This window comes from Bacillus sp. EB01, from assembly GCF_000613125.1.
In the GTDB taxonomy this organism is placed as follows: Bacteria; Bacillota; Bacilli; order Bacillales; family Cytobacillaceae; genus Bacillus_D.
In genome coordinates this window covers 5,098,574-5,125,041 of record NZ_HG964497.1, presented here as the reverse complement: position 1 = coordinate 5,125,041, position 26,468 = coordinate 5,098,574, and the positions used below count along the sequence as shown (strand labels likewise).

Annotated in this window: 27 protein-coding genes, 1 pseudogene and 1 other annotated feature; of the genes and pseudogenes, 2 read left to right on the top strand and 26 right to left on the bottom strand. The window is 45.3% G+C overall.

Annotated features, from left to right (window positions below; genetic code table 11):
• Positions 1 to 1,372 precede the first annotated feature (1,372 nt).
• The 4 genes and pseudogenes from safA to nadB all read right to left on the bottom strand — a co-directional run.
• Positions 1,373 to 1,526: pseudogene (gene safA, locus TY16_RS27365) on the bottom strand (SafA/ExsA family spore coat assembly protein); the annotation flags it as partial.
• 315 nt (positions 1,527 to 1,841) lie between these two features.
• Positions 1,842 to 2,945 carry a quinolinate synthase NadA gene (gene nadA, locus TY16_RS24150; protein ID WP_043934254.1) on the bottom strand — a complete coding sequence of 368 codons (1,104 nt, stop codon included), beginning with the start codon at positions 2,943 to 2,945 and terminating at the stop codon, positions 1,842 to 1,844.
• Positions 2,942 to 3,793, bottom strand: a complete 852-nt coding sequence (gene nadC, locus TY16_RS24145; RefSeq protein ID WP_043934253.1) for a carboxylating nicotinate-nucleotide diphosphorylase — start codon at positions 3,791 to 3,793, stop codon at positions 2,942 to 2,944. The genes nadA and nadC overlap by 4 nt, the downstream gene beginning before the upstream one ends.
• The gene (nadB, locus tag TY16_RS24140) at positions 3,762 to 5,333 is read right to left on the bottom strand and encodes an L-aspartate oxidase (protein WP_043934252.1); all 1,572 of its coding nucleotides are present in this window, start codon (positions 5,331 to 5,333) and stop codon (positions 3,762 to 3,764) included. The genes nadC and nadB overlap by 32 nt, the downstream gene beginning before the upstream one ends.
• A gap of 111 nt (positions 5,334 to 5,444) precedes the next feature.
• Between nadB and TY16_RS24135 the strand changes: the two genes are divergently transcribed.
• Both TY16_RS24135 and TY16_RS24130 read left to right on the top strand, forming a co-directional pair.
• Positions 5,445 to 6,575, top strand: a complete 1,131-nt coding sequence (locus TY16_RS24135; protein ID WP_043934251.1) for an IscS subfamily cysteine desulfurase — start codon at positions 5,445 to 5,447, stop codon at positions 6,573 to 6,575.
• 65 nt (positions 6,576 to 6,640) lie between these two features.
• A complete protein-coding gene (locus TY16_RS24130; protein WP_043934250.1) occupies positions 6,641 to 7,180 on the top strand; it encodes a transcription repressor NadR in 540 nt (179 codons plus the stop codon).
• Positions 7,181 to 7,969: 789 nt separating this feature from the next.
• On the opposite strand, the gene TY16_RS24125 is transcribed toward TY16_RS24130, so the two are convergent.
• The 22 genes from TY16_RS24125 to TY16_RS24020 all read right to left on the bottom strand — a co-directional run bounded on the left by TY16_RS24125 (position 7,970) and on the right by TY16_RS24020 (position 26,421).
• Positions 7,970 to 8,425, bottom strand: coding sequence for an ACT domain-containing protein (locus TY16_RS24125; protein ID WP_043934249.1), 456 nt, complete (start codon positions 8,423 to 8,425; stop codon positions 7,970 to 7,972).
• Between the two features lie 24 nt (positions 8,426 to 8,449).
• On the bottom strand, positions 8,450 to 9,742 hold the full coding sequence (obgE, locus tag TY16_RS24120) for a GTPase ObgE (protein WP_043934248.1): 1,293 nt from the start codon (positions 9,740 to 9,742) through the stop codon (positions 8,450 to 8,452).
• 147 nt (positions 9,743 to 9,889) lie between these two features.
• A complete protein-coding gene (locus TY16_RS24115; RefSeq protein WP_043934247.1) occupies positions 9,890 to 10,423 on the bottom strand; it encodes a Spo0B C-terminal domain-containing protein in 534 nt (177 codons plus the stop codon).
• Between the two features lie 210 nt (positions 10,424 to 10,633).
• Positions 10,634 to 10,927: a 50S ribosomal protein L27 gene (gene rpmA / locus TY16_RS24110; RefSeq protein WP_043934246.1), complete on the bottom strand. Its 294-nt coding sequence runs from the start codon at positions 10,925 to 10,927 to the stop codon at positions 10,634 to 10,636.
• A complete protein-coding gene (locus TY16_RS24105) occupies positions 10,928 to 11,275 on the bottom strand; it encodes a ribosomal-processing cysteine protease Prp (RefSeq protein WP_043934245.1) in 348 nt (115 codons plus the stop codon).
• An 11-nt stretch (positions 11,276 to 11,286) separates the two neighbouring features.
• Positions 11,287 to 11,595, bottom strand: coding sequence for a 50S ribosomal protein L21 (gene rplU / locus TY16_RS24100; protein ID WP_043934244.1), 309 nt, complete (start codon positions 11,593 to 11,595; stop codon positions 11,287 to 11,289).
• Between the two features lie 14 nt (positions 11,596 to 11,609).
• Positions 11,610 to 11,686, bottom strand: a sequence feature (ribosomal protein L21 leader region).
• Positions 11,687 to 11,759: 73 nt separating this feature from the next.
• The gene (locus TY16_RS24095; protein WP_043934243.1) at positions 11,760 to 13,214 is read right to left on the bottom strand and encodes an Rne/Rng family ribonuclease; all 1,455 of its coding nucleotides are present in this window, start codon (positions 13,212 to 13,214) and stop codon (positions 11,760 to 11,762) included.
• 225 nt (positions 13,215 to 13,439) lie between these two features.
• The gene (locus tag TY16_RS24090) at positions 13,440 to 14,309 is read right to left on the bottom strand and encodes a M50 family metallopeptidase (RefSeq protein ID WP_043934242.1); all 870 of its coding nucleotides are present in this window, start codon (positions 14,307 to 14,309) and stop codon (positions 13,440 to 13,442) included.
• The gene (locus TY16_RS24085; RefSeq protein WP_043934241.1) at positions 14,302 to 15,087 is read right to left on the bottom strand and encodes a M23 family metallopeptidase; all 786 of its coding nucleotides are present in this window, start codon (positions 15,085 to 15,087) and stop codon (positions 14,302 to 14,304) included. The genes TY16_RS24090 and TY16_RS24085 overlap by 8 nt, the downstream gene beginning before the upstream one ends.
• A 480-nt stretch (positions 15,088 to 15,567) precedes the next feature.
• Entirely contained in the window at positions 15,568 to 16,371 is an 804-nt protein-coding gene (gene minD / locus TY16_RS24080) for a septum site-determining protein MinD (protein WP_043934240.1), read from the bottom strand.
• Between the two features lies 1 nt (position 16,372).
• Positions 16,373 to 17,053 (bottom strand): septum site-determining protein MinC, encoded by a 681-nt coding sequence (gene minC, locus TY16_RS24075; protein WP_043934958.1) that lies wholly within the window; start codon positions 17,051 to 17,053, stop codon positions 16,373 to 16,375.
• A gap of 97 nt (positions 17,054 to 17,150) precedes the next feature.
• Positions 17,151 to 17,666 carry a rod shape-determining protein MreD gene (gene mreD, locus TY16_RS24070; protein WP_043934239.1) on the bottom strand — a complete coding sequence of 172 codons (516 nt, stop codon included), beginning with the start codon at positions 17,664 to 17,666 and terminating at the stop codon, positions 17,151 to 17,153.
• The gene (mreC, locus tag TY16_RS24065; RefSeq protein WP_043934238.1) at positions 17,663 to 18,544 is read right to left on the bottom strand and encodes a rod shape-determining protein MreC; all 882 of its coding nucleotides are present in this window, start codon (positions 18,542 to 18,544) and stop codon (positions 17,663 to 17,665) included. The genes mreD and mreC overlap by 4 nt, the downstream gene beginning before the upstream one ends.
• Before the next feature lie 25 nt (positions 18,545 to 18,569).
• Positions 18,570 to 19,595, bottom strand: a complete 1,026-nt coding sequence (locus TY16_RS24060) for a rod shape-determining protein (protein WP_043934237.1) — start codon at positions 19,593 to 19,595, stop codon at positions 18,570 to 18,572.
• Between the two features lie 175 nt (positions 19,596 to 19,770).
• Positions 19,771 to 20,442: a RadC family protein gene (gene radC, locus TY16_RS24055; RefSeq protein WP_197028482.1), complete on the bottom strand. Its 672-nt coding sequence runs from the start codon at positions 20,440 to 20,442 to the stop codon at positions 19,771 to 19,773.
• An 84-nt stretch (positions 20,443 to 20,526) separates the two neighbouring features.
• Positions 20,527 to 21,099: a Maf family protein gene (locus tag TY16_RS24050; protein WP_043934957.1), complete on the bottom strand. Its 573-nt coding sequence runs from the start codon at positions 21,097 to 21,099 to the stop codon at positions 20,527 to 20,529.
• A 419-nt stretch (positions 21,100 to 21,518) separates the two neighbouring features.
• On the bottom strand, positions 21,519 to 22,556 hold the full coding sequence (locus tag TY16_RS24045; RefSeq protein ID WP_155922311.1) for an SPOR domain-containing protein: 1,038 nt from the start codon (positions 22,554 to 22,556) through the stop codon (positions 21,519 to 21,521).
• Between the two features lie 232 nt (positions 22,557 to 22,788).
• The gene (locus TY16_RS24040) at positions 22,789 to 23,604 is read right to left on the bottom strand and encodes a hypothetical protein (RefSeq protein WP_043934234.1); all 816 of its coding nucleotides are present in this window, start codon (positions 23,602 to 23,604) and stop codon (positions 22,789 to 22,791) included.
• Positions 23,601 to 24,236: a PilN domain-containing protein gene (locus tag TY16_RS24035; protein WP_043934233.1), complete on the bottom strand. Its 636-nt coding sequence runs from the start codon at positions 24,234 to 24,236 to the stop codon at positions 23,601 to 23,603. The genes TY16_RS24040 and TY16_RS24035 overlap by 4 nt, the downstream gene beginning before the upstream one ends.
• Complete coding sequence (pilM, locus tag TY16_RS24030) at positions 24,236 to 25,231, bottom strand: type IV pilus biogenesis protein PilM (RefSeq protein ID WP_043934232.1); 996 nt, start codon at positions 25,229 to 25,231, stop codon at positions 24,236 to 24,238. The genes TY16_RS24035 and pilM overlap by 1 nt, the downstream gene beginning before the upstream one ends.
• Positions 25,232 to 25,265: 34 nt before the next feature.
• Positions 25,266 to 26,024, bottom strand: coding sequence for a prepilin peptidase (locus TY16_RS24025; protein ID WP_043934231.1), 759 nt, complete (start codon positions 26,022 to 26,024; stop codon positions 25,266 to 25,268).
• Positions 26,014 to 26,421, bottom strand: coding sequence for a type II secretion system protein (locus TY16_RS24020; RefSeq protein ID WP_043934230.1), 408 nt, complete (start codon positions 26,419 to 26,421; stop codon positions 26,014 to 26,016). Before TY16_RS24020 ends, TY16_RS24025 begins: the two co-directional genes overlap by 11 nt.
• Between the last annotated feature and the right edge of the window lie 47 nt (positions 26,422 to 26,468).

Here is a 26,468-nt window from a genome sequence, read left to right as displayed (position 1 = left end):
CCCATCATCGGGAATTGTTGTTGGCTTCCGTATGATGGCTGGTCTCCCATCATCGGGAATTGCTGTTGGCTTCCGTATGATGGCTGGTCTCCCATCATCGGGAATTGCTGTCCGCCTCCGTATGGTGCCTGACTTCCCATCATTGGGTATTGCTGTTCTCCCATTAATGGTTCTGCCCCACTTTTTGGTACTCCAACTCCCGGTTGAGATTGAATCCCGAATTGCTGGCCGTAGCCAAAAGGCTGTTGGCCATAACCCGGGCCCGGGAATTGTCCTATTTGCTGTTCCATCCCGAACTGAGGTTGTTGACCCATGAAAGGCATGGAAGAAGATGAAGACGACGATTCTTCTTCATATTGAACACCGGCAACTCCCATCATCTGTGGGTAAGCTGGCGACATCTGATACATTTCACCTGCAGCCTCCGGGAATGGCGGACATGGAACGTCTGCAACTCCCATCATTTGAGGGTAAGCTGGAGGCATCTGGTACATTTCACCTGCAACCTCCGGGAATGGCGGACATACTGGCATAGGAGGGCACGGCATAAACTGCGGCGGCGGGCATGGTACCGGACATGGAGTACATACGCCTGGCATCACCGGTGTTACATAATAACATTCCTCTACTACTGGTGGTGGGCAATATTCTTCGAAAACTGGCTGAACTTGAGGTGGTGTTGGAATTGGTGGAGGGACAGGAACTTCGACTTTTGGTGGAATTGGTACTTCTTTTTTAGGCGGAAGCGGTACTTCTTTCATTGGTGGAAGCGGTACTTCTTTCATTGGTGGAAGCGGTACTTCTTTCATTGGCGGAAGCGGTACTTCCTTTATGGGTGCGATTGGTACTTCCTTTATGGGTGCAATTGGTACTTCCTTTTTTGGCGGGATTGGTATTTCCTTTTTCGGTGCAGGAATTGGCTGCATAGGTACTTCTTTAATCGGTGGAAGCGGCACTTCTTTTATAGGTGCGATTGGTATTTCCTTTATCGGTGCAGGGATTGGCTGCATAGGCACTTCTTTGACCGGTGGAAGCGGTACTTCCTTCTTTGGTGGAAGCGGCATTTCCTTTACTGGTTTAAGTGGCGCTTCTTTAATAGGTTTAATAGGAACTTCTTTGATAGACATATTGTTCATATTCATCATAAAATTGTTTTCTGTTTCCATTTGCGGAACCTTTGGCTGATATGGCGTGACCGGTGTTTCTTCCATGATTGGTTCAGCTGGTACTGGAACATCCGGTGATTCGTCCTGTGACAATGTTTTAAGGTTTGAAAAAGGGTGCTGAGCAGTTGGGGCTTCCTTCACGACCCCGTATTTTATGGATGCTCCCTGATTTGTCCCAGTGGCCGGGGCTTGTTTTTTTATGTTGCCGCCTCCAGTTGGGACCTTAATTTTCATACCGGGCATAATCATATCAGGATTGCTGAGCTGTGAATTCATCTTCTTCAGCTCTTCAAAATTCACGCCGTACTTCTTGGCGATCTTCCAAAGAGTATCCCCTTTCTGTACGATATGGATTCTCACTCTGATTTCCCCTCCTATGGCATAAGTCCATATAGTGTATGTCGGTCTGGGCAAAATGCTAACAATCTACATAAAAAGTTATGCAACCTTTGAAATCTATATGATTCAAGCGTAAAAAATAAAAGATTAATTACCGGAATATTCTGCACTTATAGATATAATTCCAAAACCGCTGAATTATTTTTAAAACTGTTAGAATTAATTAAAAAACCGCTGAATTATTTGATCAACCTAACAAATTACACCCACCTGTAGCCTGGAGGATGACCAGAATAGCAAAAAAGACGGAACTCTTTGCTCCGTCTTTTCTCTACATCAAGCGTGCTGAAGCATTCGTTCTAAAGCAAGCTTTGCATTCTCAGCAACTTCTTCTGATACTTCTATGATATTGTGTGCGTCCGGTTCTTCCATCGTTTCCAGGGACCACAACAGATGCGGCAGATCAATTCTGTTCATTGTCAGGCACGGGCACATGTGAGGGTTGAGGGAAATGATATGCTTGTCGGGATGCTGCTTGATCAATCGGTTTACCAGATTCATTTCTGTTCCGATTGCCCAGGAAGTGCCCGAAGCAGCTTTTTCGATTGCATTAATTATATAAGCCGTCGAACCAGCTTCATCCGATAAAGCGACTACTTCCCGGCTGCATTCCGGATGAACAATGATTTTCATTTCTGGGTACTGCTTGCGAACATCGGCGATATTCCCTGTAGTGAAATTCTCATGGACCGAGCAATGTCCCTTCCAAAGAATAACCTTCACCGTTTCCAGTTCACCCACAAATTCAAGTGAATTGGTAATTGGATTCCAAACAGCCATTTCATCTAAGCCGACACCCAAATTGAACGCAGTATTTCTTCCCAAATGCTGGTCAGGCAGGAAAAGGAGCCGGTCCTTCTGTCCAAACGCCCATTCCACCATAGTTTCTGCATTCGAGGACGTTACTGTCGCACCGCCATTTGCACCGACAAACGACTTTATTGCTGCTGTGGAATTGACATACGTCAGCGGAACAATCGTATCTCCGAACATCTTTTGAAGTTCTGTCCAGGCACGCTCGGTTTGCTGAATGTTGGCCATGTCCGCCATTGAACAGCCAGCCCGCATGTCAGGCAAAAAGACCTTTTGATTTTTGCTGGTTAAAATATCTGCGGTCTCCGCCATAAAATGGACGCCGCAAAACACAATGAATTCCGCTTCTTTATTTTCCGCGGACAGCTGTGCAAGTTTAAGAGAATCACCGGTCGCATCAGCGAACTGAATGACCTCATCCTTTTGGTAATGGTGGCCAGGAATGAACAGTTTCGCACCAAACCTCTCCTTGATTGTCCTTACTCCAGCTTCCAATTCTTCTACTGACATTTCCCGATAGCGGTCGGGAATCATGGTGTTTTTTTTCAAAGCTGCAAGGATGCTCATCGTTCATTCTCCTTCCTAAAGGAAACCTTCACACTAATATCAAGCGCTTTCGCCGAATGAGTGAGGAAACCGAGTGATATGTAATCTACACCCGTCTCGCCATATAATGCTAGATTGCCAAGCTGAATTCCACCGGATGCTTCCGTTACAATTCCCTCTGGAACAAGCTTAATCAACTCCCGGATTTCATCAGGTGTCCGGTTGTCAAACATAATAACATCCGCTTTTGCCTCTATCGCTTCAATAACCTGTTCAGCGGATTCTGTTTCGACCTCTATTTTGACCATGTGGCCAGCTTTTTCCTTAATCGCCCGCACGGCATTAGTAATGGACCCAGCAAAGGAAATATGGTTGTCTTTGACCATAACGCCATCGTAAAGACCGAAACGATGATTATAGCCACCGCCGACCCGGACAGCATACTTATCAAGCATCCGCAGTCCCGGCATAGTTTTTCTTGTATCACAAATTTTGGTGTGGGTACTGTTCAGCTCATCGACCGCTTTTTTTGTCAGAGTTGCAATCCCACTCATCCGCTGGACAAGATTCAGGATGACCCTTTCACCTTTCAGAAGGTCGCGAATCGGGCCAGTCGCAGTTGCAATACGCTGGCCGATTTCAATCCTCTCCCCGTCCTTAATAAACAGCTCAGCCTCAATCGCTGGATTCAATAAAGCAAAACCGGTGTTAATTACATCCGTACCACAGAAAATTCCATCTTCCTTTGCCCAAAATACAATCTCTCCGGCGGCTCCCTCTGGAAAAAGCAGGTCGGTCGTAACATCCTGTTCACCAATATCTTCTATAAAAAATTGCTCAAGTAGCGAGCGCAGTTTGAAGGTATTCATTCTCCCCATCCTCCTTTCCATTTCTTCTGTGTAAAATAACTCGCCCCTGCCAGGCTTCATTATCCTCTGCCGGATAATCTTCCCGATAATGCCCGCCTCGGCTTTCAGTCCGTTCAAGTGCTGACTCGGTAACAAGCTTTGCTGTAATCAGCATAAATAGTTTTGTGAGTTCATCTGTGGTAAAAGCGTCCAGGGACTCCAGGTTATCTACAGGGAATTTAGCAAGCCATTCCAATTGTTCAATCAACCCTTGTGCAGACCGGACAATCCCCACCCGTTTCATCATCGTTTGCTTTATGGTTTTTATTGAAGGAAGATTTAAAGGCTTGCCAGCGGCTTTCTGGATAGTCCCCACTGGCATGGAAACTCTTCTGCCTGGATTTTCATTCAGCCATTCCGCAAGCATTTTTCCTTGATACAATCCTTCCAGGAGGGAATTGCTGGCGAGCCGGTTTGCACCATGAAGACCGGTGCAAGCCACTTCCCCGATAGCAAAAAGCCCTTTAATTGTGGTCCTTCCAATCAGGTCTGTTTTAACCCCTCCCATTAGGAAATGGCTTCCAGGTACAACTGGAATCCGCCTCCCTGAAAAATCCACCCCGTTTTTCATACAAATCTCGGTTACAGTTGGAAATTTCTTTTCAAAGTTGTCTATCCGGGAAATATCCAAATAGATCTGCATCCCGCTTGATATATAGCTAAAAATCGTTTGAGCGACAATATGCCGCGGGGCAAGGTCTTTGTATGGATGAACCCCTTCCATGATTGGCCGGCCGTCTCCAGTTACAAGGACTCCTCCTTCTCCCCTTACCGCCTCAGAAACAAGTCCTCTTGTTTTCCCATTTACAAAAAGAAGTGTTGGGTGAAATTGGATGAATTCCATATCGGCTATCTCCGCTCCGGCCCGATACGCCATCGCAATTCCATCTCCGGTTACCGCGCTTGAGTTCGATGTAAATTCATACAGACCGCCGCACCCGCCTGTGGCCAGAATGACCTGGTTAGCATAAAAAGTCTTAATTTTTCCATCAGCTGTCTTTGCCTTGGCTCCAATGCATTTTTTATCATTTAGGAGTAGTTCGTATGTGTACATATTTTCTTCTACTTCGATATTGCCCCGAATTTTTTCCAAAAAATAGTCGATGACCGTCCTGCCTGTGGCATCGCCGCCCCCGTGGACAATTCTGTTTCGGCAATGGGCCCCTTCCATGCCAAGAACGATCGTGCCATTTTGATCCAAATCAAAAACTAGTGCATCATCAGCTATTTCATGAATCAGTGAGGGAGCTTCATTCAATACCGCTTCCACTATATCCGGCCGGTTATGGTAGCGCCCAGCCTCCAGTGTGTCTTGTTTGTGAAAAGCTGGAGAATCGGTTTCGCTGATTGCCGCAGCAATTCCCCCCTGTGCTAGGTAGGAATTTGACGTCTTTACCGTTGCTTTTGTGAGAAGCTTCACTTTTCGAGAAACATCTATGTGGGTTGCCAGCTGCAGTGCTGCAATCCCGCTTCCAATGATTAAAATATCTGTTGATTCCAATGGAGCTTACCTCCTGACTAAACAGGTGTCTTGACATATATCTTTACACACAATTAGACTATTTACAAGTAATTTTCACCCTAGAAGAATATGAGTATAGGAGAATAGAAGATGAATTATTTTGATTTTGCAGCGACCACGCCTATGGGCAGGGAAGCACTAGAAGTATATAACCAGGTATCCACTCAGTTCTTTGGCAATCCAAACAGCCTTCATGACCGTGGAGGTGCTGCTAGAGATATTGTCGAGGAATCACGCATCCTTATTGCGCAAAGTTTTGGCGTCAGTTCAGAAGGGCTTTATTTTACCAGTGGCGGTTCTGAAGGGAATTTTCTCGGCATCGAGGCACTGCTCTCAGCCCGTCATAAGGAAGGCAAGCATATCATTACAGCCTATGCGGAACATTCATCCGTGAGCGGGGTCTTAAACCGGCTGGAGAACAACGGATACGAAATCACAAGGCTTCCCTTTACATCGTCTGGCACGATTGATATGAGTGCCTTCAAGGACGCTATCAGGCCTGATACAGTAGTAGCAGCAATTCAGCTGGTGAACCCTGAAATCGGTACAATACAGCCTATTGAGGAGATCGGCATGATTTGCAAAAGCAGCGGTATTCTCTTTCATTCCGATTTTGTCCAGGCTGCCGGAAAAATGGACATTCGTCCGCTTACATCTTCTGTCTCAAGCTTCTCCGTGTCTGGCCATAAACTATATGGCCCAAAGGGCATTGGCTGTGTTTACATTAACCCCGAAGTTGCCTGGAAGCCGTTCTTTCCCGGAACATCCCACGAAAGAGGCTTAAGGCCAGGAACATTGAACGTGCCCGCCATCGCTGCGATGACAACTGCTGCTGAAAAGGCAGTAAGACATATTCCAGAGAATTTAAATAGGTTTGCGGCACTGCGAACTGAATTTTTACTGGGCTTGGAACCTTTAAGAGGAAAACATGCCATATTCGGTTCAACCGGGGAAAAACAATATCCTGCGATTATCGGACTTGGTATTACCGGCATTGAAGGACAATGGCTTATGCTCGAATGCAACCGGCTCGGTTATGCGATTTCAACCGGAACCGCCTGCCACTCGGGGATGCAATCCCCATCCAAGACGATGCAGGCAATCGGGATTGATGGCAAGCAGGCAAAAGAGTTTGTAAGAATTTCTTTCGGAACCTCGACTAGCGAAACTGATGTAAAAAAACTCGCCGCCTCCATTGTCGGAATAGCCGGCAAATTTTGATTGAAGGATATCTATTGAAGCTTATGCTAAAATAGGGATAACCATCCTACCGGGAGTTGTTGTATATGGGTGAACAAAAGAAATTGCTTGGAGATGAGCGGAGAGCGATTATTTTGTCGCTTTTGAAGGAAAGTAACGAGCCGATTACAGGCAGCGATCTGGCTGCAAGGGCGAACGTCAGCAGACAGATCATTGTAGGTGACATCACGCTGCTAAAAGCCAAAAGCGAACCGATCATCGCTACAAGCCAGGGATATTTGTATTTGAAACAAAATACTCAGGCGCCAGTTTATGAAAAGACCATAGCCTGCTTCCATGCTCCTGATAAAACAGAGCAGGAATTAATCGCCATCGTGGACGAAGGAGTCACCGTTAAGGATGTCAAAATCGAACATCCTGTCTACGGAGACCTGACAGCATCAATCATGGTCTCGAATCGCCCTGAAGTCTCAAAATTCATGGCAAGGGTCAGGGAAACAAATGCTTCCTTCCTATCCGAGCTGACTGGCGGTTATCATTTGCACACGCTGACCGCAGGTTCAAAGGAAGCACTTGAAAGAGCAGAACAAACCCTTCAGAAGGCTGGGTTCCTGATTCCGAACTAAATCTCAAACAGAAAAGAAGCTGTCCTAAAAGGTCATTGAAATCCATGACCTGTCGGGACAGCCTTTTTTGCATTTTTCTACTTCACATTCCTTATTGACTGCCGCACCAACTTCTTCTTCAAATTATTGGTGCTAGTAAATACCTTTTTCTAGACGAATCTCACTCTGCCGGCCCCAGTTCCGTCTAGTAAATACCTTTTTCTCGACGAATCTTACTCCGCAGGCCCTAGTTCCGTCTAGTAAACACCTTTTTCTAGACGAATCTCACCCCGCCGGACCTAGTTCCGTCTAGTAAATACCTTTTTCTCGACGAATCTCACTCTGCCGGCTCGTCTACTAAATCCTTTTCTAAACACTTCTCACTCATTTTTTCATGGAAGTTTTCCGGTGTGCTATCGCATAATTACGTGCGATGTATATGCTTTCGAAGTATACTCTTGTGGTGGCCTGAAGGATAAGTCTTACCATCAGCTGAAGTTGTAGCAATTAAGATATCCAAGCCATAATTGTAACAAGATAATCAAGTAAGCTATGTTAAGGATGAAAACTGGCTAGGCTCTGAGCTGGACTGGCACTCCAGGCCGCCCTATACGCCGAAATTCCACGTGACAGGCAAAATGCACCTCAAGCCAAGCAAAGAGCCGCCTTGTCTCTGCGATGTTAATTCACAGATGGTTTCCTTTGTATCCCTATGATGATTATTCTTGGGACATTCCCTTTTTGCAGCGGAAATCATACAATCGAAAGAAAGGGTGTCCCAAGCATACTTGGAACACCCTTTACAAAAATTTAAGCTCCTGTGCCGAGTATTTCGACACTTTCAACGTATTCAAGCTGCTTTAAGGTTTCAAGCAAGTCTTCTATATCCACCTTAATTTCTTTAATATTAAGGGATAGTGTAACAACTGCTCTACCTTGAAGTGGGATGGATTGATTGATGGACAGGACATTGCAGCCGGCATTTGCAACTATGCCAAGCAGCTGCGATAGCGTGCCGGAACGATCCTCCAAATGGAAAACGAGTGTGACAAGCCGATCCTTCACAATTTGTGAAAATGGATAGACCGTATCCTTGTACTTGTAAAAAGCACTCCGGCTAAGGTCAACCTGGCGGACAGCTTCGCCAACATTCAAAGCTTTGCCCCGATCAAGCAGTTCCTTTGCATCAATGGTCTTTTTCATCGCTTCCGGCAATACATCTTCCCTGACCAGATAAAATTTCAAATCTCCCTTTTTATAACTCAAACCAACCACACCCCGCTTAAGCCATTACTCAATAAACTCAAATTCAAATTCAAGCAGCCTGACAATGTCGCCATCCTGGGCGCCGCGCTCCCTTAGTGCATCATCGACACCCATGCCGCGCAGCTGGCGGGCAAAGCGGCGAACCGACTCATCACGGGAGAAGTCCGTCATTTTGAATAATCTTTCTAGACTGTCACCAGAAATAACATAAGCGCCATCTGGATCTCTGGTAATTTTGAATTGCTCCGGCTCGTTCTCATGCTTATAAACAACCCTGTTCACACTGGTATCCTCAAGTGCTTCTTCATGGAGCGGGAATTCAGGTGTTTCAGCAATTTTATCAGCGATGGCAAACAGCAAATCCCTCAGCCCCTGCCTTGTAACCGCGGAGATTGGGAAAATAGGATAATCTTCCTGGATTTGCTCCTTGAAAGCCTTCAGGTTTTCCTCTGCTTCCGGCATGTCCATCTTGTTTGCAACAATGATTTGCGGACGCTCGGTCAGCCTAAGATTGTATTGCTGAAGCTCTTGATTAATTTTTGTATAATCCTCAAAAGGATCCCGGCCTTCAGTTGCTGCCATGTCAATCACATGGACTATAACCCTGGTGCGCTCAATATGGCGCAGGAATTGATGTCCAAGGCCGACTCCCTGATGGGCACCTTCAATCAAGCCTGGAAGATCCGCCATGACAAAACTGCGGCCATCTTCTGTTTCAACAACACCGAGGTTCGGTACGATTGTTGTAAAATGGTACTCGGCAATCTTCGGCTTTGCTGAAGATACAACGGAAAGAAGCGTGGATTTTCCGACACTAGGAAAACCGACAAGCCCGCAGTCAGCAAGCAGCTTCAATTCGAGTATAACGTTCCTCTCCTGCCCTGGCTCGCCTTTTTCGGAAAGCTCGGGAGCTGGATTTTGCGGAGTGGCAAACCGTGAATTGCCGCGTCCTCCACGGCCTCCCTTTGCGATAACGGCAGTTTGGCCATTTTCTACAAGGTCGGCGATGATCGCATTCGTTTCTTCATCATATACGACTGTGCCAGGTGGAACCTTGACAATCATATCCTTGGCACCACGCCCATGCTGGTTTTTCGACATGCCATGTTCTCCGCGGTCAGCCTTAAAATGGCGCTTATAGCGGAAATCCATCAAAGTGCTAAGTCCTTCCTCAACCTGGAAAATAACATTGGCTCCCTTGCCGCCGTCACCGCCAGCAGGGCCGCCATTTGGTACATATTTTTCACGGCGGAACGCGACCATACCATCGCCGCCATCCCCGCCTTTTACATAAACTTTCACCTGATCAACAAACATTTTTCAAAATCCTCCCGTCTGTATCGAAAAGCATAAGTGGATGGTTTGGGTCCGCTTATGGGTCATACTTGAAAAGACCAAATCCATGCCCCGATGGCCATATCCATTCACTAACTTTTCCTTCTGATCTACACGGCGGGACATCCGTTAGCAGAACGGCACAAAAACCTCAAGATCGAGCTCCTCGTGGGTAAGCTCCCTTACAGAAATTTTCAAGCCGCTGCCTTTCTGAAGGAGTTCGCCAAGCAGCATCGTCTCTTTTATTATTCCGCTAAAATCAAAATTGAAACTTATCCCATCCTCGACCTGGTTCAGGCAGATGGAGAGGCTGTTCTCCTGGTAAGGTTCAACAGATTGATCCAATATGGAAAAGAATTCAGCCACCCACTCTGTAATCGCAGTTTCATCAACCGGCTTTGATTGTTGTTCGTACAAAACCTCGTATTCAAGCGTGAAATGGTGTCCTTCCCAATTTGCTCTTAGCAGCTGAGAGGCAAGCTCGGGCATTTTAAGATTCGAAAGCTTCGATTCCTGTTGAGTCTCAATAATGATTTTATCAATAACAGCTTTTGCACAATCCATCCGATCCAAATCAAGATTCCCTTTTATCAGCTGCAGCCTGTTCAGCCAGTCATGTCGGGAATACCTGAGAACTTCAACAAGATCCCAATTCTTTTCCATACATTACTCCTTATACCTAATGCTCATTTGCTCATAGTATAACAAAAAAAGCCTGGTTCGTAAGCAAATTTGGCACTATCGGAAAATTCTGGTTTGGATATGTATCTTTTCTAGCTTCGCTGGCTTCCTTTTTAAAGTTTCCTTCTTTTTCCAGTAAAAACACAAAAAGAAAACTCCAGCCATGGAGGCTAGAGTTTTCAGAACGTTAACTTAAGCTTCTTGAGCTGCTGGATAAACGCTCACTTTTTTGCGGTCACGGCCGAAGCGTTCAAATTTAACAACGCCGTCAACTTTTGCAAAAAGAGTGTCGTCTCCACCGCGGCCTACGTTTTCACCTGGATAGATCTTTGTACCGCGTTGACGGTAAAGAATAGAACCACCAGTTACGAACTGGCCATCCGCACGCTTCGCGCCAAGGCGCTTAGAGATGGAGTCACGGCCGTTCTTTGTAGAACCTACTCCCTTTTTGGAAGCAAACAATTGAAGATCCAATTTTAATAACATTTATTCCACCTCCTGGTTTTTGAAGGTAATTCGTATGTGCTTTCCGTACTCTTCTTCGATCGTTTTCAGCGAGTAGTACATTCCTTCGAGAAGAATCTGAATTTTAGCTTGCTCCTGCGCCGATAGGTTTCCCGGAATCACGCAGCGGAGCAGACCTTCTTCATAATCGATCTCCGTTTCGGGAACGACTCCCGTAATCTCATGGATGGCATTGATTGCACCAACCGAAACCGCGGATACGCCCGCACAGACGATATCCTCGCCCCGTTTTGCAAAAAACGCATGGCCACTGATTGAAAACGAATCAATTGAGCCGGTGTCATTTCGAATAATCGCTACATTTATCATCAAATCACGCCTTACGCGTTGATTTTGCCGATTACAACTTTAGTGTATGGCTGACGATGACCTTGCTTTTTACGGTAGTTTTTCTTCGCTTTGTACTTGAATACGATGATTTTCTTTGCACGGCCCTGCTTTTCAACAGTAGCTGTAACAGTCGCGCCTTCAACAACCGGGCTGCCAACCTTAACATCTTCACCGCCAACGAAAAGAACCTTATCAAATGTAACTGTTTCGCCTGCTTCAGCGTTCAGCTTTTCGATGTAGATGGCTTGGCCTTCTTCTACACGGATTTGCTTACCGCCTGTTTCGATAATTGCGTACATGAACTTGCACCTCCTCTTAGTCTAAGACTCGCCAACCCAGGCGTTTGCTCTCGCAAATCTTGAAACCTGTTCTGAGCGGTTGTAGCACGGGTGCGCTACAAACATAACATGAAAATACTATCACAACTTGGCACGTAGTGTCAACCTAAATTACGGGCTTTTTCCTAAAGTTCATCCGCAGAACCAAACTGCAAAATATTATAAAAATGAATCGGCGAAGCAGCAACACTAAAGATAATTTTCATACCCAGTGACTTTTCAATCCTATTTAAATGGATATTTCCTTCCCCGTTAAAAACTGACCTGACCTGCTCGGTCGCCTCAATAAGGACTGCATCCTCAAGGCTGCCGCGGTATTCCCACAACTCGCGTTCCAGCTTGAACGCCACTGTTTCCGGGCTTTGCACCCTTCCCGTCCCTTCACATGACGGGCATTTCACTGTGAGTGTTTCTCCGAAAGACTCCCCAACACACCTTCTGGTAATCTGGAGAATTCCGAGCGACGTAAACCCGGCCAGCCTCGTCCGCCGCCAATCCTTTTTCAGCTCCGCTTCCATCTTTTTAGCAACAAGCTCACGGTCCTCATCTTGCTTCATATCAATGAAATCAATCAGAATAATTCCGGCCAGGTCGCGAAGCCTTATTTGCCTGGCGATTTCTTCTGTTGCCAGCATGTTTGTTTTTAAGACCGTTTCCCGCAAGTTGTTTTTTCCGGAAAACTTGCCTGTATTCACATCAATAGCGATCAATGTTTCTGTTTCTTCAAAAAGCAAATAGCCGCCATTTTCTAGCCAAACCACTCTTCGAAGCAGCTTATCAAGCTCTTTATCAGCTCCGTATGCATCAAATATATTCGCTTTGCCTGAATAATACGAAAATAAATGACCTTTTCCAAAAGCCTTCAGCTTTTCAAGGAATGCCAGGTCGTCAGCCATCACGTCTCCTTCCTTGATTGTAGTCAGCAATTCCTGAACTTTTTCAAGGAAATGATTGCTCGAGGAAAGGAGGAAGGGCTTCTTTAACCCTGCTGCTTTTTGAAAAAGCAAAGTTGCTTCCTCGCGTAGCTGATTCAGTTCGTCCAGGAGGTCTTCATCGCCGACTGTCTCGGAGGAAGTCCTGAACAATACACCTTCCGGTTCGGTTATGGCTTCACGGCCCAGGTTCCTAATTTGCTCACGCCTCTCAGAAGAACCCATTTTCTTTGAAACAGCCACCTGTTTTCCCTGAGGCATATAGACAAGATGCGCGCCGCCAAACTCGAGGATCCCGGTCACCTTCGCACCCTTAGTTCCCACTGGATCTTTTTCCACCTGAACGAGCAGCCGCTCACCCTGGCTGACATACGATGAAACCGACTTCTTTGCTTTTGCTTCATTAGGCTCAACCGACTGGACAAATGAGGCAAGAGCATCGCGATGCAGATACGCGTTCCTCCCGGTTCCAATGTCCACAAAGGCCGCATTCATGCCAGGAAGCACCTTGGTGACAATCCCCAGAAAAATACTTCCGACAAGAGTTTGGCTGTCTTCGCGGCTAAGTTCGATTCTTTCCACTTTGCCGTCCTTTAAATAGGCTGCCCGTTTTTCCCGGGCACCGTAATTAATAATTAATTGGTTCATGAGTAAACCCCGCTTCTCTAAATCTCTACTCATTATAAAGTTAAACTTCAGTCAATGGGGATTTTTTATCCCACTGATTGTTAGTTTAACCAATCGGGCATTTACGGCAGTGATCTCCACCCTTTCTTTTTTGCTCAGAATTTTGAGGTGGGGATCTTACTTCCCGTTAATCGGGGTAGCGCAAAAAAGGCATTCGCCAGGCGGAACCCGGGAATACCTTTCCAATCAATATACAAAAAACAAGTCTCCGATTTTTCCGGATATCCGATGCTCGGAAAAGCATGCATGAAGTACTTCATTTTCATCGAGAATGCCTTTTTCTCCAGCAGCGCTGTCAATGATGATAGAATGCTTGAACCCGCGCCGGAATTTTGCTAATACCTCCAGGATTGGTTCCCCTTCGTTTGCTTTTATTAGCTGTAATCCCGAAAGATTGCTATCTTTCTTTCCGTAATAACGCTCCAGTAAAAACCGCATGAACACATAGTGGCGCTGCTTCCATTCAAAAAATAACGTAAAGTAAAGGAATCCGGCAATAATCCAGCTATTCAAATGCAGCGGAGCAATCGCCAAGATACCAAGGGTGAATACGATAAGAGCTGCAAACGAAGCAATCAAAGCCCATCGATGCGCTTCGGGGAAAGGTTTCCAAAGGGACAATCCCAAGAAGAGAAGCTTTCCGCCATCAAGCGGCCAAATTGGAAGCAGGTTGAAAACGAGAATCATGATATTATAATCTAGAAATAATTCAAAGGTAGAATCGAGGATGAACCCAGAGCTGTGCAGAACATAGGCTGCAGCTATCATCCATACATGCTGAAGTGGGCCGGCCAGAATGACAATGGCTTCTTCCTTTAGCGGCCGGTTGCCATGCTCATCCATTTCCGCCACTCCGCCAAATGGAAGCAGCGTGATCCGCTTAATCCGCCACGAAAACATAGCTGCTGCAAACGCATGGCCGATTTCATGAATGAAAATGATAAACAGCAGCATACAAAGCTCTTGAAAGTGGGCGGTAACGACTGCCAGGGCTGCTGCGAGCCATAACAGGGGATGGATATGGACAAGCCCCAGCAGTGATGCGGCTTTATTCAAATGAAATCACCTTGATTGGATCGATGAAGCCCTCTTCTTTCTTTTTTATCGCAAAATAAAACTCCCCTTTTGTTTCATCGGCACTTGGCCCTACCCTGCCAATTTCCTTGGATTTCCCAACGTGGTCATAAAGGCCGACTGAAATTGATTCAAGGTTCCCATACCAGGACTCGGTGTTATCAGCATGTTGAATAATGACAGTTTTCCCAAGCCCCTCCTTTACACTGGCAAACTTGACGAGCCCCTCTTTAATCGCCTCCACCGCTGCATCCTTATCAGTCCCAATCATGATACCCTGGCCATTTTTTTCAAAGTTTTCGAGTATTTTTCCCGAGGCTGGCATGGCAAAGTCAGTCTGCACCGGCTCATCACTTTTTGGCTGGGGGAGCAAGGCAAGCGGCTTGCCGAATTTATTTTCATACCACTGGCTGACCGTGGCAAACTGGAAGTCTTCTGTGAATCCTTTTAAAATAAGCTCCCTCGCCGGATCCGCCGCAGGTGACTGACTGCGGAACAGGATGGCAATCGCCAGGAATAATACCGCTGAACCAAGCAGCTTAAAGAAAAACACTTCCTTCTTAAATAAGGGATGGCTGCCCTCATCCGGTCCGGTTTCATAGGAAATCATCTCATTGAATCGGTAGTTCTCATCGTCCTGGAGCCAGCCAGGTACTGGCGTTTTGCCAGGTCTTTCAGGTAATTTATTGCTTGTCCGCCGACTCCGTTCCTTTTTCCGCTGAGCTATTCGCCTGCGGATTTCCTCCTTGCTTGGCTGCATATCTCCACCAACCTTTTTTACCACGTTTTTGTACAAGTCTATGAAGGAGTTGTCCGGTGTATGCTACCGAATGGAGGAGTTCATTTTAAAAGGTCTTTTGAAGGGGATTTCCAACAGTGATTAAGGTGTGTTTTCAGCTATAACCTAAATCTCACTAGTTAGAACTTACTAAATTCCGAATTGACCATAGCCAGGGTCTGGCCCGGATCATTGTAAAAATAGCCATGACTATGAACCTGAGTAGTCTTTTCAGAAAAATAACCCCTAATTTTATAGCAAAAACTTACTATATTTTATTTTTTTATATAGTCAGGGTCTTGCCCGGGTGGTGTGGTAACTAGTGAGTACTATCATAAAATAACTAGTGAACAAGCTTCCGTTTTCCCCCAACTTGTTTCGAGTATGGCAAAAACCATGCACAAATAAGCCCTGCCGAATCACAATGATTCCAGCAGGGCTTCATATTCTCTATTAATCTACTTATTTAACACCAAAAAATCTCTTAATTTTCGTAAATACACCTTTGTTGTCGTCCTCAAGCTGTTGAAGCGGTATTGATTCACCGAGAATCCTGCGGGCAATGTTCCGATAGGCAATCGATGCCTTGCTGTTCGGGTTCATTGCGATAGGCTCACCGTAATGCGATGCCTTGATGACCTCATCATCATCAGCAACAATTCCCAGCAGTTCGATTGAAAGATGGTAAGTAATTTCCTCAACATCCATTGTTTCGCCGTTTTTCATCATTTGCGGCCTGATTCGGTTGATAATCAATTTTGGCGATTCAATGTTTTCCTCTTTTTCAAGGAGGCCAATAATACGGTCAGCATCGCGGACAGCCGATTTTTCCGGAGTTGTCACGACAACCGCCTTGTCAGCGCCAGCGACAGCATTCCTGTAACCATGCTCAATCCCGGCAGGACAATCGATGATAATATAATCAAAATCCTGCTTAAGCTGTTCAACGAGCGTTTTTACCTGTTCGGGCGTGACAGCGGTCTTATCCTCTGTTTGGGCTGCAGGCAATAAATAGAGAAGCCCGTCAAATCGCTTATCCTTTACAAGCGCCTGATGCATTTTGCAGCGGCCCTGGGCAACATCGACCAGGTCATAAATAATCCTGTTCTCAAGTCCCATAACAACGTCAAGATTCCTAAGCCCGATATCGGTATCGACCAGGCAGACCTTCTTCCCCTGCAGGGCAAGGGCTGTACCTAAATTAGCGGAAGTCGTCGTCTTGCCGACGCCGCCCTTCCCGGATGTAATTACGATTGCTTCCCCCACGTTAACGCCCTCCTTCTAATCTAGTTAATCCAGGCCTTAAACCTGCCAATGACTGAAGCCTGCCAAGTGCAATTTCATTTTCTTGATCTATGTACGCACATTCCATGTCACGCATATTTTCTGGACCATTTATATTCGGCAGAGTCAGTACATTCTGGCTAATCCTTAGCTGCGATGGCGCCATGGCAGAAGCAGCAATAATGGCTTCAGTATCGCCATAACAACCTGCGTGGGCAATCCCCTTGAGGATTCCCATGATAAAAATATTGCCCCCGGCCATTACTACCCCACCAGGATTGACATCGCCAATCAGCAACAGGTCGCCGGGCACTTCAAGAACCTGGCCAGAGCGAATCACTCTAGCCACGGTGCTAACTTGCGACCTTTCCGCCAGTTGTTTAGCTTCCTGTATCGAGATAACATCTGATTCAATCGTTTCGACAACAAGATGCTTTTTTTTTCGGATGAGTTGCTTCAATTCTTCCTGCTGCTCATTTGTTAAGAATCGGTTCCCGGACTTCACATTCACATGAAGGAGGTTGCCGTCCCCGCTGCTATTTTCATGAATTGAAAGCTTGTTTTCCAATTCCCGCTTTAATTCTTCGTACGAGCAAAGGTCATCAAGGAACAGCGTGATGCCATCCTTCGTCCCTTTAATCGTCACATGTTGCCGTTTGCTCACGCCTTTCACCCCGATCATCAAACACCCAACCTTCCCTGGCTATCCAGGGTACAGACTGCCTTTATTACATTTCGACATACATTGCCAAAAATCCTTTTTAAAGGCTTTCATCCTGTGCCAATTTTTCAAAAAAGCGCCTGAATGGATAAAAGGCCACTGCCAGGAAAACAAAGTTCAGGACAATGACCGGCAAAAGGCGCACTTCAGCGAATGCTGAAAACGGCATTTCTGTAATGCCAATAAAATTGTTCAATTTATAAATCACAATTTCAAGGGCTGAAATAGCTGCAAGTATCGCCACAATCGCGACAAGAACGTTTGCATGGAAAACCCGCATCAGCCTTGATACCATGACAATCGTCAATGGAAACAGGAATAAATAGACTCCGATTATTTCAGTATAAACGATGTCAAAAAGAAGCCCAAACACAAATCCATAAATAACGGCTTGTTTTTGTTTGCCATAAATCGCGAACAGCATCAGGATGCCAATTAGGAATCTAGGCACCAAAATGTATTTATCCATAAAGTATTCCGATGGTAGAAGCAGGACAAAGATACTTTCTATTGTAAAAAATAGAAACAACAAAAGAGGAAGGAAGACACGCCTCACAATTCTTCCTCCTTATCATCCACCATTTCTGAAGCAAGCGGCTTGTCCATTAACCGTTTAATTACTATTACTTCACTAATGTCGTAGAAGTTTGCACCAGGCTTCACAAAGGCAATCTGGTTCAATCCGTATTGGTCAGGCTGGACTTCCTCGATTTTCCCTACCAAAAGCCCTTTAGGGAACACTCCGCCAAGGCCCGAAGTCACGACTGTCTGTCCCTTTTTCACTTTCGCTTCATACGGAATTTTTTTTACTTGAAGAAGCTTCTTTTCCTCATCATATCCTTCGACAAAACCATAGATTTCCTCTTTTCCCTGGGTTACAACAGAAATCCTGTTCTTAGGATCCATCGCACTGAGAAGCTGGACTGTCGAGGAAAAATCATTAACGCTTTTAACCTTGCCGATTAGGCCTTCAGCTGTAATAACAGCCATATTCTTTTCAAGCCCGTCTGTTGAGCCCTTGTTGATGATAATCAGTTCATTCCAGCGGTCCGGGTTCCGACCCATAATTGTTGCCTGTATGATATCCGAATTGGTCAAAGACTCCGTTTTATCGAGCGTCTTGCGAAGTTCTTCATTTTCTTTTTCAAGCTGATAGACCTCTGCTTCAAGCCGCGCAATATCTACTACTCTTGTTTTCAGCTTCTTATTTTCATTGTATGTATCTTGGAGATCCGAGACATTTTCGAAAAAGCCCGCAACATACTGGACGGGAGTAGAGACAAGCGACTGAAGCCAGCCGGTAGAGTCCTTTACGAACTGCTCCGGCCACGTCAGCCTATCACGTTCTCTTAATGAAAATCCAATTAACGCAACCAGGATAATGACACTAACTAACAGGATAATGAGGCGTTTGTTAAAAAAAGATTGTGGCATCATTCACACCTCGTTTTGCAATCATTTACTTAGATTCCCTGCTTTTGTTTTTAAACAGGTCGATATGATCAAGCGCCTTACCTGTCCCAATTGCCACACAATCAAGCGGATTTTCCGCGATTAGGACTGGTATATTCGTTTCTTCGCCAATGACCTTATCAAGGTTGCGCAGAAGGGCTCCTCCGCCAGTCAGGACAATCCCTCTATCCATGATATCAGCGGCAAGCTCAGGTGGTGTTTTTTCAAGCGTGCTTTTTACCGCTTCAACAATCGCATACACCGTGTCATGAAGCGCTCCGCCAATTTCAGCGGCAGTGATTTCAATCGTCTTCGGCAGACCAGTTAAAAGGTCGCGGCCGCGGATTTCCATATTTTCAATACCTTCCGCATTTCCGGCCGAGCCGATTTCCATTTTGATTGTCTCCGCAGTACGGTCGCCAATCATCAAGTTATAGTTTTTACGAATATACTGAATGATTGCTTCATCCATTTCATCACCGGCAATACGGATTGACTGGCTTGTCACGATCCCTCCAAGGGAAATGATCGCCACTTCGGTCGTACCGCCGCCGATGTCAACAACCATGCTTCCTGTCGGTTCCCAAACAGGAAGGTTCGCGCCAATCGCAGCCGCAAAAGGTTCTTCTATTGGAAAGGCATCACGCGCACCGGCTTGTTTTGTTGCGTCAATAACAGCCCGGCGTTCAACAGCAGTAATTCCGGATGGAACACAAACCATGATATACGGCTTGCTGCTCTTAAAAATACCTTTACTTTTCGTAGCTTCCCGAATGTAATACTTCATCATAGTCGCCGTTGTATCATAATCGGCAATAACTCCATCCTTCATCGGCCTTAAAGCTACAATATTACCAGGAGTCCTTCCGATCATATTTTTCGCTTCATTTCCGACAGCGACAATATCTTTTGTATCCGTCTGAAAAGCAACAACTGATGGCTCCCTTAAGACGATTCCTTTTCCTTTAACATAAACAAGTGTATTGGCAGTCCCCAAATCTATGCCAAGATCTCTTGATCCTAATCCAAACATACGCGTATCTCCCTTTCCGTAGCAAAAATTCTGTCATTAACCCTCCTGGCGAAAAAGAGGGTGTTCATATCATAAAATTGTTGAAAAACTCAGCAATTAATTCGTATTTTTTAATGGGCAGGCCCTAAAAAATCATAAGCTTTATTATAGCGTAACGTCAAATAAAAACATAGTATTACAAGTAACCTTTTTCCTTCAGAGACACAAATTTATTTTCCCCGATAATCAAATGGTCGAGTACATCTATTCCAATGATCTTGCCGCACTCCGACAGCCTTTTCGTCACTTCAATATCCTCCCTGCTAGGAGTAGGGTCGCCTGAGGGGTGATTATGGAGGCAAATAATGGAAGCGGCCGACCTGCGGAAAGCCTCCTTGAACACCTCGCGAGGATGGACAATCGAGGCGTTCAGACTGCCAATGAAGATTGTCTGTTTGTGGAGAACCTGGTTCTTTGTGTTGAGATAGAGGCAAACGAAGTGCTCCTGGCTCAGGAAGCGCATCTCGTTCATCACATAGTTTGCCCCATCTTCAGGGGAACGAATGACATAACGCTCATTGTTGGAGAGGTTGGCAACCCGGCTTCCCAACTCAAGCGCCGCCAATAGCTGGATGGCTTTCGCCTGGCCGATGCCTTTAATTGCCGTTATTTCCTCAAGTGAGGCAGCCTTTAGAAGCCGGAGTCCCTCGAAATGGGACAGGAGCCGATTTGCCAATTGAAGGACAGACTCATCCTTTGTTCCTGTTCTTAACAGCAGTGCAATCAATTCATGATTTGAAAGGCTGGATGGTCCGCCGGAAATGAATCGTTCCCGAGGCCTTTCCTCCTGGGGGTAATCACGGATCATTAATGTATTGCTCGTCAAACGTGTTTCCTCCCTTATAGTAGGGAGAGCCGGACAAGGCGTCTCCTATTGCCCGGAACCTTTCAATCAATACGGAAGCGGGTAGCCTGCCTTGGCAAGCTCCCGGACTGTCCTGGAAACAGGCAGCCCGACAACGCTAAAATAATCGCCGTCAATTTTTTTGACAAGCATGCCGCCCAGACCCTGGATGCCATAGCCGCCTGCTTTGTCCAGCGGCTCACCGCTATCCGAATAATATTCGATTTCCCTGTCCGTCAGCTCCCAGAAATGGACTTCAGTTTTTTCATAAAAACACGACTTTGTTTCCGGGGAGATGATAGCCACCCCGGTGTAAACATGGTGGACACTGCCTGACAAAAGCTTCAGCATCCTGATAGCTTCCTCGCGATCGGCGGGCTTCCCTAGCACATTACCGTCTGCAACAACAATGGTATCGGCGCCAATGACAAAATCACCGGGATGGTCATGAGATACGGCCATCGCCTTTCGTTCGGCAAGCCCCATCACAATGTCTTCAGGAGATGAGCCAGGTGCAAAGCTTTCGTCAACATCTGAGCTGTAAATGTGGAAAGTAAGCTGGAGATTTTCAAGAAGTTCCTTTCGCCGCGGAGATGAAGAGGCTAAAATGAGGTTCGGCATACAATCACCTTTCTTTTTGCTTTGTTTGGGGAGATACATTCCAATCGTATCAAACTTCGCCCCGGCAAACAATTTCTAATGATTAAAGTGTCGAAATTTTTCCTTTCTTATACATGAACAAAAGCGGAAGCGCCTTCGTGACAGGCAAAGTGCGCCTGTCCCTGCGATGAATATTCTCTGAAGCTTCCCTTAGTGGTCATCGCCGTACAAAATGGAGGGGCTTCGACTGAGATAAAGGAATCACGAAGAGCTTAAGGCGATTCGATGATGACTTATCATAGGGAGGAGACCTGAAGTTTGCTATGCGATAGGCGCTGGAGCTAGACGTAGACACACTCAATAAATCGGGTATCCATAGTCGCGAAATTTAGAATTTGGTAAACGAAATAAAAATACCCGGGCGATGTGCCCGAGTATCTCTAAAAGGATTGGTATTGTGCAAGGAAGTCAAGGAGGTGCTGCTGTGCTTTGATGCTGCCTGATTCATCAGGATCCGTTGCAAGCAGAGTAGCCGCACCAGTCAGCTCTCCGTACAATTTTTTGACAGCATCGTTTTTCAGTTTGCTTCCATCAATTTTTTGAAGCTCGGACTGCGCGTTTTTTGCGGCTTCTCCCGTACTGCCTCCCGTGATACTTGCGGCAGCCGCATTGCTAAGGCCTTCATAAAGTTCAGGGACTTTCTTTAAAAAAGCCGCATCCTGTTCACCGAGTTTTCCGGCGTCCTTCTCATGGAAATCAACCTCTTTTGCATAAATCTCTATTCCCTTTGCCTTCATGGCGGCTCCAACTTCTTTCGCGTCCTCGATACTCGCTGCAACACCAACAAGCATCATCGCCTGGCCATCTTTATCAAATACCGCAGCAGGAATCCCTTTTGAGAGAAGTTCATCCTTTACTGAAGATGCTGAATCTTTATTTGTATAGATCCCTTCCTGGACTGCAAAGGTTGTAATTGGCTGCAGTGTGGCCGCAGCAGTTTTGCCAGTAGATACCGGTTTCTCTTTATCGGCAGGGGTAACGGCATTGGTCGGTGTGACAGACTCTTCAACGGCATCACCCGGTTTAAGCAGCTTAAGCATCCCAGCTCCTAATGTAACCCCGATTAATATCGCGAAAATAACCGGAACAATAATTGGTTTCAAGTTAAGGGTATTAAATTTAAAAGCTGGTTTTGAAGATTTAGCAGGCTTGGCTGCTTTCGGATAGATGGAGGCACTTTCAGTTGCTTCCTTTATTATGTATTCTTTAGGTGCTTCGGCTGGTTCAAATTCCGGTAAAATCCATTCAAAGCTTTCTTCCCCTGCTTCTAGAGCAGCAGCCTGTTCAGGCTGGGCCGGAGTGACCATTTCTTTTGCCTCGGGTTCCCTGACCGTCTCTTGCCTCTTGAGTTCTTCTTTATACGGCCTGCTATCGCCATTTATTTTAATCTTTATGGTATTGTTCTTCAGCTTGTCCACAATTCGCGCATCCCTTCTGCCACGGCGGATTTGTTTTAATCCAGCTTCAGCGCTAGGACCTCGAGGTCTTAAGCCGTTTCCCTCCGGAGGGCAGGCCCATCCTTCGGACTCCGTCTTAAGCAGGTCGGTCCTGATCAAGTCGCTTACGCTTTTTGTAATCCTACCATACAGACAAAAAAAAATAACAAGGTTTTTGTCGCCTTGTTATAAGATGCTTTCGCCAATTACTGATTTAATTTTCAATGTTATCGTCTGTTTCAGTTTCTTTCTTCTCAGGTATCGAGAATGTTGTTAACGGATTCCGCTTATTAGCAGGCTCAGGCGCATCGATAGTTGGCGTCTGCTTGGCAAGATCAGCAAGGTCCGGCATGTAAAAGGCTGAAATAGTTATTGTAAATTTCAATGATGGTTCTTCAGCTAAAATAGTGGTTACTTCAGGGTTACCGATATAGTTTATCGATTCAACAACAGCAATCCGCTTAAGATTTTCAAGGGTTGAAATAAACTTTTCAATTTCCTCATATCCTGCTGCTTCAAGGGCAAGCTGGACGGTTACTTTTTTGACTCCTTCGGGAACCGCAATGACTGATTTTGGCTCGGAAGGCTGCCCGTATTCGTCGGTCGTTGTAGTTTCAACTTCGACTGAAGTCTCTGTTGTTTCGGTAGTGCTTGTTTCAGTCGTAGCTCCCTCGGCATTTTCTTCCGGCTTTTCGATACTGCCATCCTGTGAAAATGACATTGAAAGAATTTTGGAGCCAGATACTACTTCTGCCTTTTCAAAATCAAGAATCAATTGTTCGACAAGCGGTTTAACCGGAATTTTTGTTTGAAGCTGAGTTGTACTTTCTGTTGCGTTCTCTCTAGCTTCATTTTCCTTCCCCTGTAAAACTTCTAAAAGCTGTTCATCTGTTTTAAGTGACGCTTCCTTCATTTCAAGGTCTGCCTTTAATGGCTGAACCCAAAGGAAATAACCGCCAGCAGCAAATAAGACGAACAGGACAGAAAGACTGACTATGATAAGGTTTTGCTTTTTCGGATTCAGCCTCATAGCCCGCTCTCCCCTTCCCCATCTTTAAGGACTGAAGCCTTCACTGTGTCCATATTGAGCTTTATCTCAAATTGCCCCTGGTAGCGAGGCAGTATTTCTTCCTCTTTATCATTATCCAAGTTTAAAGCAGTGTCAGTTGCCTGCTCCCCGACTTGCTGTGTCGCAGTCAAATTGGAAAGCATCGCTTCCTTTACCCATTCAGACTCGTTCAGCCTGTTTAGGTAATAAGCAGCTTCCCTACTAGTGTCAAATTGAACTGTTAGTGAAAGTGCGCCAGTTTCTTGATAAGCAAAAGTCTGGATAAATCCTCGTTCAGGCAATAGCGAGGTGAATTCCCGCATTACCGGTACAGACGGGACTATATACTCTTCAGCCCAAACAACAGACTGATCAAGCTTGGATGCAGAATCCTCCGAAGTAAGCTCGGTTGTTTTCTTTTGTTCCAGCTCTATCAATTTTTTAGTAGTATCAATTCTATTTTCAACAACAGCAACATCAGTTTTCAAAGAGGAAACTTGCCAAAAAAGTGCTCCCCCCGCTACGATAAACAGAAGTGCCAAAACGAATGTGGAAGTGAGGATCTTTTTGCTAGCTTGCTTCTTTTTTGGGAGCAAATTAATATCAATTAGCATCATCTCACCTCTTTCAGTGAAAGCCCAAGTGCAAGTGTATGTGTTTGGGGAAAAGTGGTACTCCGGTTGTTCTGTAGTTGGTCAGTTGGAAAAATAACTACAGGAACTGCAAATTGCTCATTCATTTCTTCATGGATACGGTCTAGCATCGGATGATCCCCAACGAGAAGGATTTTGTTTATTCCTAAAGTCTCAACACTCGCAGAATACTTATAGAAATCCATTAGTTTGACCATTTCAGAATAGATATTCGAAAATTGCCATTGGAGCTGAAACTCCTCCCCAACAAACTTGTATTCGCTTGACCCGGATCGATCATGTTGAATTTCCCAATTGTTTACGTCAAAATCAAGCTGAAACTGCCTCATAAAATAAGGGATATGATCCTCAAAGATACACATACTGACAGACGTCATATTTACCTGGACTGTAAACAGGCGCTCATTTGGCTGAGGGCCATTCAAGGAATTATAAAGGCGATATAACGCAAGGGGTGAAATATCTGCGGAGACAGGAACAAGCCTTAACCCTGATAATAGCTCCGAATATTCCATAACAAATTTTTCGGGAGATGCAAACAAGAGCAGTTCTTTCTTTCCATCCTTTTCGCCAAGCGGATAAGCGTCAAAGACCGGGTCTTCAAACGGTAAATGGATGCTGGCACCGAGCTCCATATAAAGGTGGCTCTGAATCTCGTCTTCCTCTATGTCCCCTGGAATCGTGATTTTACGAATAATAACCAGGGGATCTGGCACAACAAAATGGATAGGTCGCCTGCTAATCTTCCATTCATCAATACACTCATCGAGAATAGTAGAAAGAGTCTCAAAGTCCACAATTTTCCCTTCCTCAATAATCCCGGGAGGAAGAAGGCGCTCTCCCCATCTTTGGGCCACAGGAGGCTCGGCAGACTTAAGCTCCAGAAAGCGTATGCTGTGGTCGTTGAATATGATATTAATCGTTCGTTTGTTGCCAAGCGAAAGGGAAAAAGCCATGCAAACTACCCCTTTGTTATCAGGTTACACACTACTATATAAATAAATTTATATACATCTTAATTAAATCGTTTCCGAAAAAATACGCAACCAGCGTTCCCAGGGCAATAAATGGCCCAAACGGTATCGGCTGGCGCCGCTTAACAATTTTTAAAAATATCCCCACAATTCCAAATAACGCTCCGAATAATGTGGAGAGGAAGAAAGATAAAAGCATCAGCTTTGTTCCAAGCATAAAACCAATTAAAGCATAAAGCTTAATATCTCCTCCGCCCATCCCGCCTTTACTGATAATTGAAATCAGTAAAAGAAGACTAAATCCGGCAACACCACCGATTAGGGAATCCCACCAGGGGGAAAGCGGCCAAAGAATACGTTCAAACAAAAAAATCCCTGCAAACACAATCAAGATTTTATCAGGGATGAGCATATAAGCGATGTCGGATACAGTAATGATGATAAACAGTGAAATCAACGACCAGGCAACCACTAACTCCCAGCTCCACCCGAGGAGAACAGGTGCTAGGACAAATAGAATACCCGTCACAAGCTCCATAATTGGATAAATAGGGGAAATCCGCGACCCACAGCCACGGCATTTCCCCCGTTGAAAGAAATATGAAACTACTGGAACCAATTCCAACGCTCTAAGCTTATGCCCGCATTTCGGACAAGATGAGCCAGGGCGGACAATTGATTTTCCTTCTGACACTCTTAGACCGACCACATTGTAGAAGGAGCCGAGGGTGATGCCGTATAGAAAAATAATTACTAGTAATAAATTAGTTTCCACTGTACTCTAACAGTTCATCTTCTGTTACCCAATGATTTGTTGTGTCATCTTCTGTGATATGATCTGCTGCATCATGATTTTGAATGGAATATTCTTTTGTTGAAGAATCATATTTAACGTTAAAACCAGAAGTATCTTTAACATTTTCAACAAGATCTGCTAGTTCAGTATGTGTCCAAGTGACTTTAGTTGCATTTGATGCATGTTGAAGTTTAGCAGCACTTATGATTTGCAGAGCTTCTGCAACTTCTGCATCATTTTTTGTCTTATCAATCAACCCACCAATAGCTGGTACTGCAATTGCTGCGATAATTCCCAAAACAACGATAACGGCCAACAGTTCAATAAGCGTCAAACCACGTTGATCTTTCATTTTCTTTTTCAAAGCTTTGAACATTTTCCCCGCTCCTTTTAAGGTCTTAAAACCTATGAAATTAGTACCTT

Bases quoted from the DNA above. Each gene is read 5' to 3' on its own strand.
- TY16_RS24040 (WP_043934234.1), bottom strand. From the start codon at position 23,604: ATGAGGCTGAATCCGAAAAAGCAAAACCTTATCATAGTCAGTCTTTCT.
- TY16_RS24035 (WP_043934233.1), bottom strand. From the start codon at position 24,236: ATGCTAATTGATATTAATTTGCTCCCAAAAAAGAAGCAAGCTAGCAAA.
- obgE (WP_043934248.1), bottom strand. From the start codon at position 9,742: ATGTTTGTTGATCAGGTGAAAGTTTATGTAAAAGGCGGGGATGGCGGC.
- TY16_RS24130 (WP_043934250.1), top strand. From the start codon at position 6,641: ATGGGTGAACAAAAGAAATTGCTTGGAGATGAGCGGAGAGCGATTATT.
- nadC (WP_043934253.1), bottom strand. From the start codon at position 3,793: ATGAATACCTTCAAACTGCGCTCGCTACTTGAGCAATTTTTTATAGAA.
- TY16_RS24135 (WP_043934251.1), top strand. From the start codon at position 5,445: ATGAATTATTTTGATTTTGCAGCGACCACGCCTATGGGCAGGGAAGCA.
- rplU (WP_043934244.1), bottom strand. From the start codon at position 11,595: ATGTACGCAATTATCGAAACAGGCGGTAAGCAAATCCGTGTAGAAGAA.
- TY16_RS24020 (WP_043934230.1), bottom strand. From the start codon at position 26,421: ATGTTCAAAGCTTTGAAAAAGAAAATGAAAGATCAACGTGGTTTGACG.
- TY16_RS24095 (WP_043934243.1), bottom strand. From the start codon at position 13,214: ATGAACCAATTAATTATTAATTACGGTGCCCGGGAAAAACGGGCAGCC.
- mreC (WP_043934238.1), bottom strand. From the start codon at position 18,544: ATGCCACAATCTTTTTTTAACAAACGCCTCATTATCCTGTTAGTTAGT.
- TY16_RS24105 (WP_043934245.1), bottom strand. From the start codon at position 11,275: ATGATAAATGTAGCGATTATTCGAAATGACACCGGCTCAATTGATTCG.
- pilM (WP_043934232.1), bottom strand. From the start codon at position 25,231: ATGGCTTTTTCCCTTTCGCTTGGCAACAAACGAACGATTAATATCATA.
- TY16_RS24085 (WP_043934241.1), bottom strand. From the start codon at position 15,087: ATGCAGCCAAGCAAGGAGGAAATCCGCAGGCGAATAGCTCAGCGGAAA.
- nadA (WP_043934254.1), bottom strand. From the start codon at position 2,945: ATGAGCATCCTTGCAGCTTTGAAAAAAAACACCATGATTCCCGACCGC.
- TY16_RS24060 (WP_043934237.1), bottom strand. From the start codon at position 19,595: ATGTTTGGATTAGGATCAAGAGATCTTGGCATAGATTTGGGGACTGCC.
- radC (WP_197028482.1), bottom strand. From the start codon at position 20,442: ATGATCCGTGATTACCCCCAGGAGGAAAGGCCTCGGGAACGATTCATT.
- TY16_RS24115 (WP_043934247.1), bottom strand. From the start codon at position 10,423: ATGGAAAAGAATTGGGATCTTGTTGAAGTTCTCAGGTATTCCCGACAT.
- rpmA (WP_043934246.1), bottom strand. From the start codon at position 10,927: ATGTTATTAAAATTGGATCTTCAATTGTTTGCTTCCAAAAAGGGAGTA.
- TY16_RS24050 (WP_043934957.1), bottom strand. From the start codon at position 21,099: ATGCCGAACCTCATTTTAGCCTCTTCATCTCCGCGGCGAAAGGAACTT.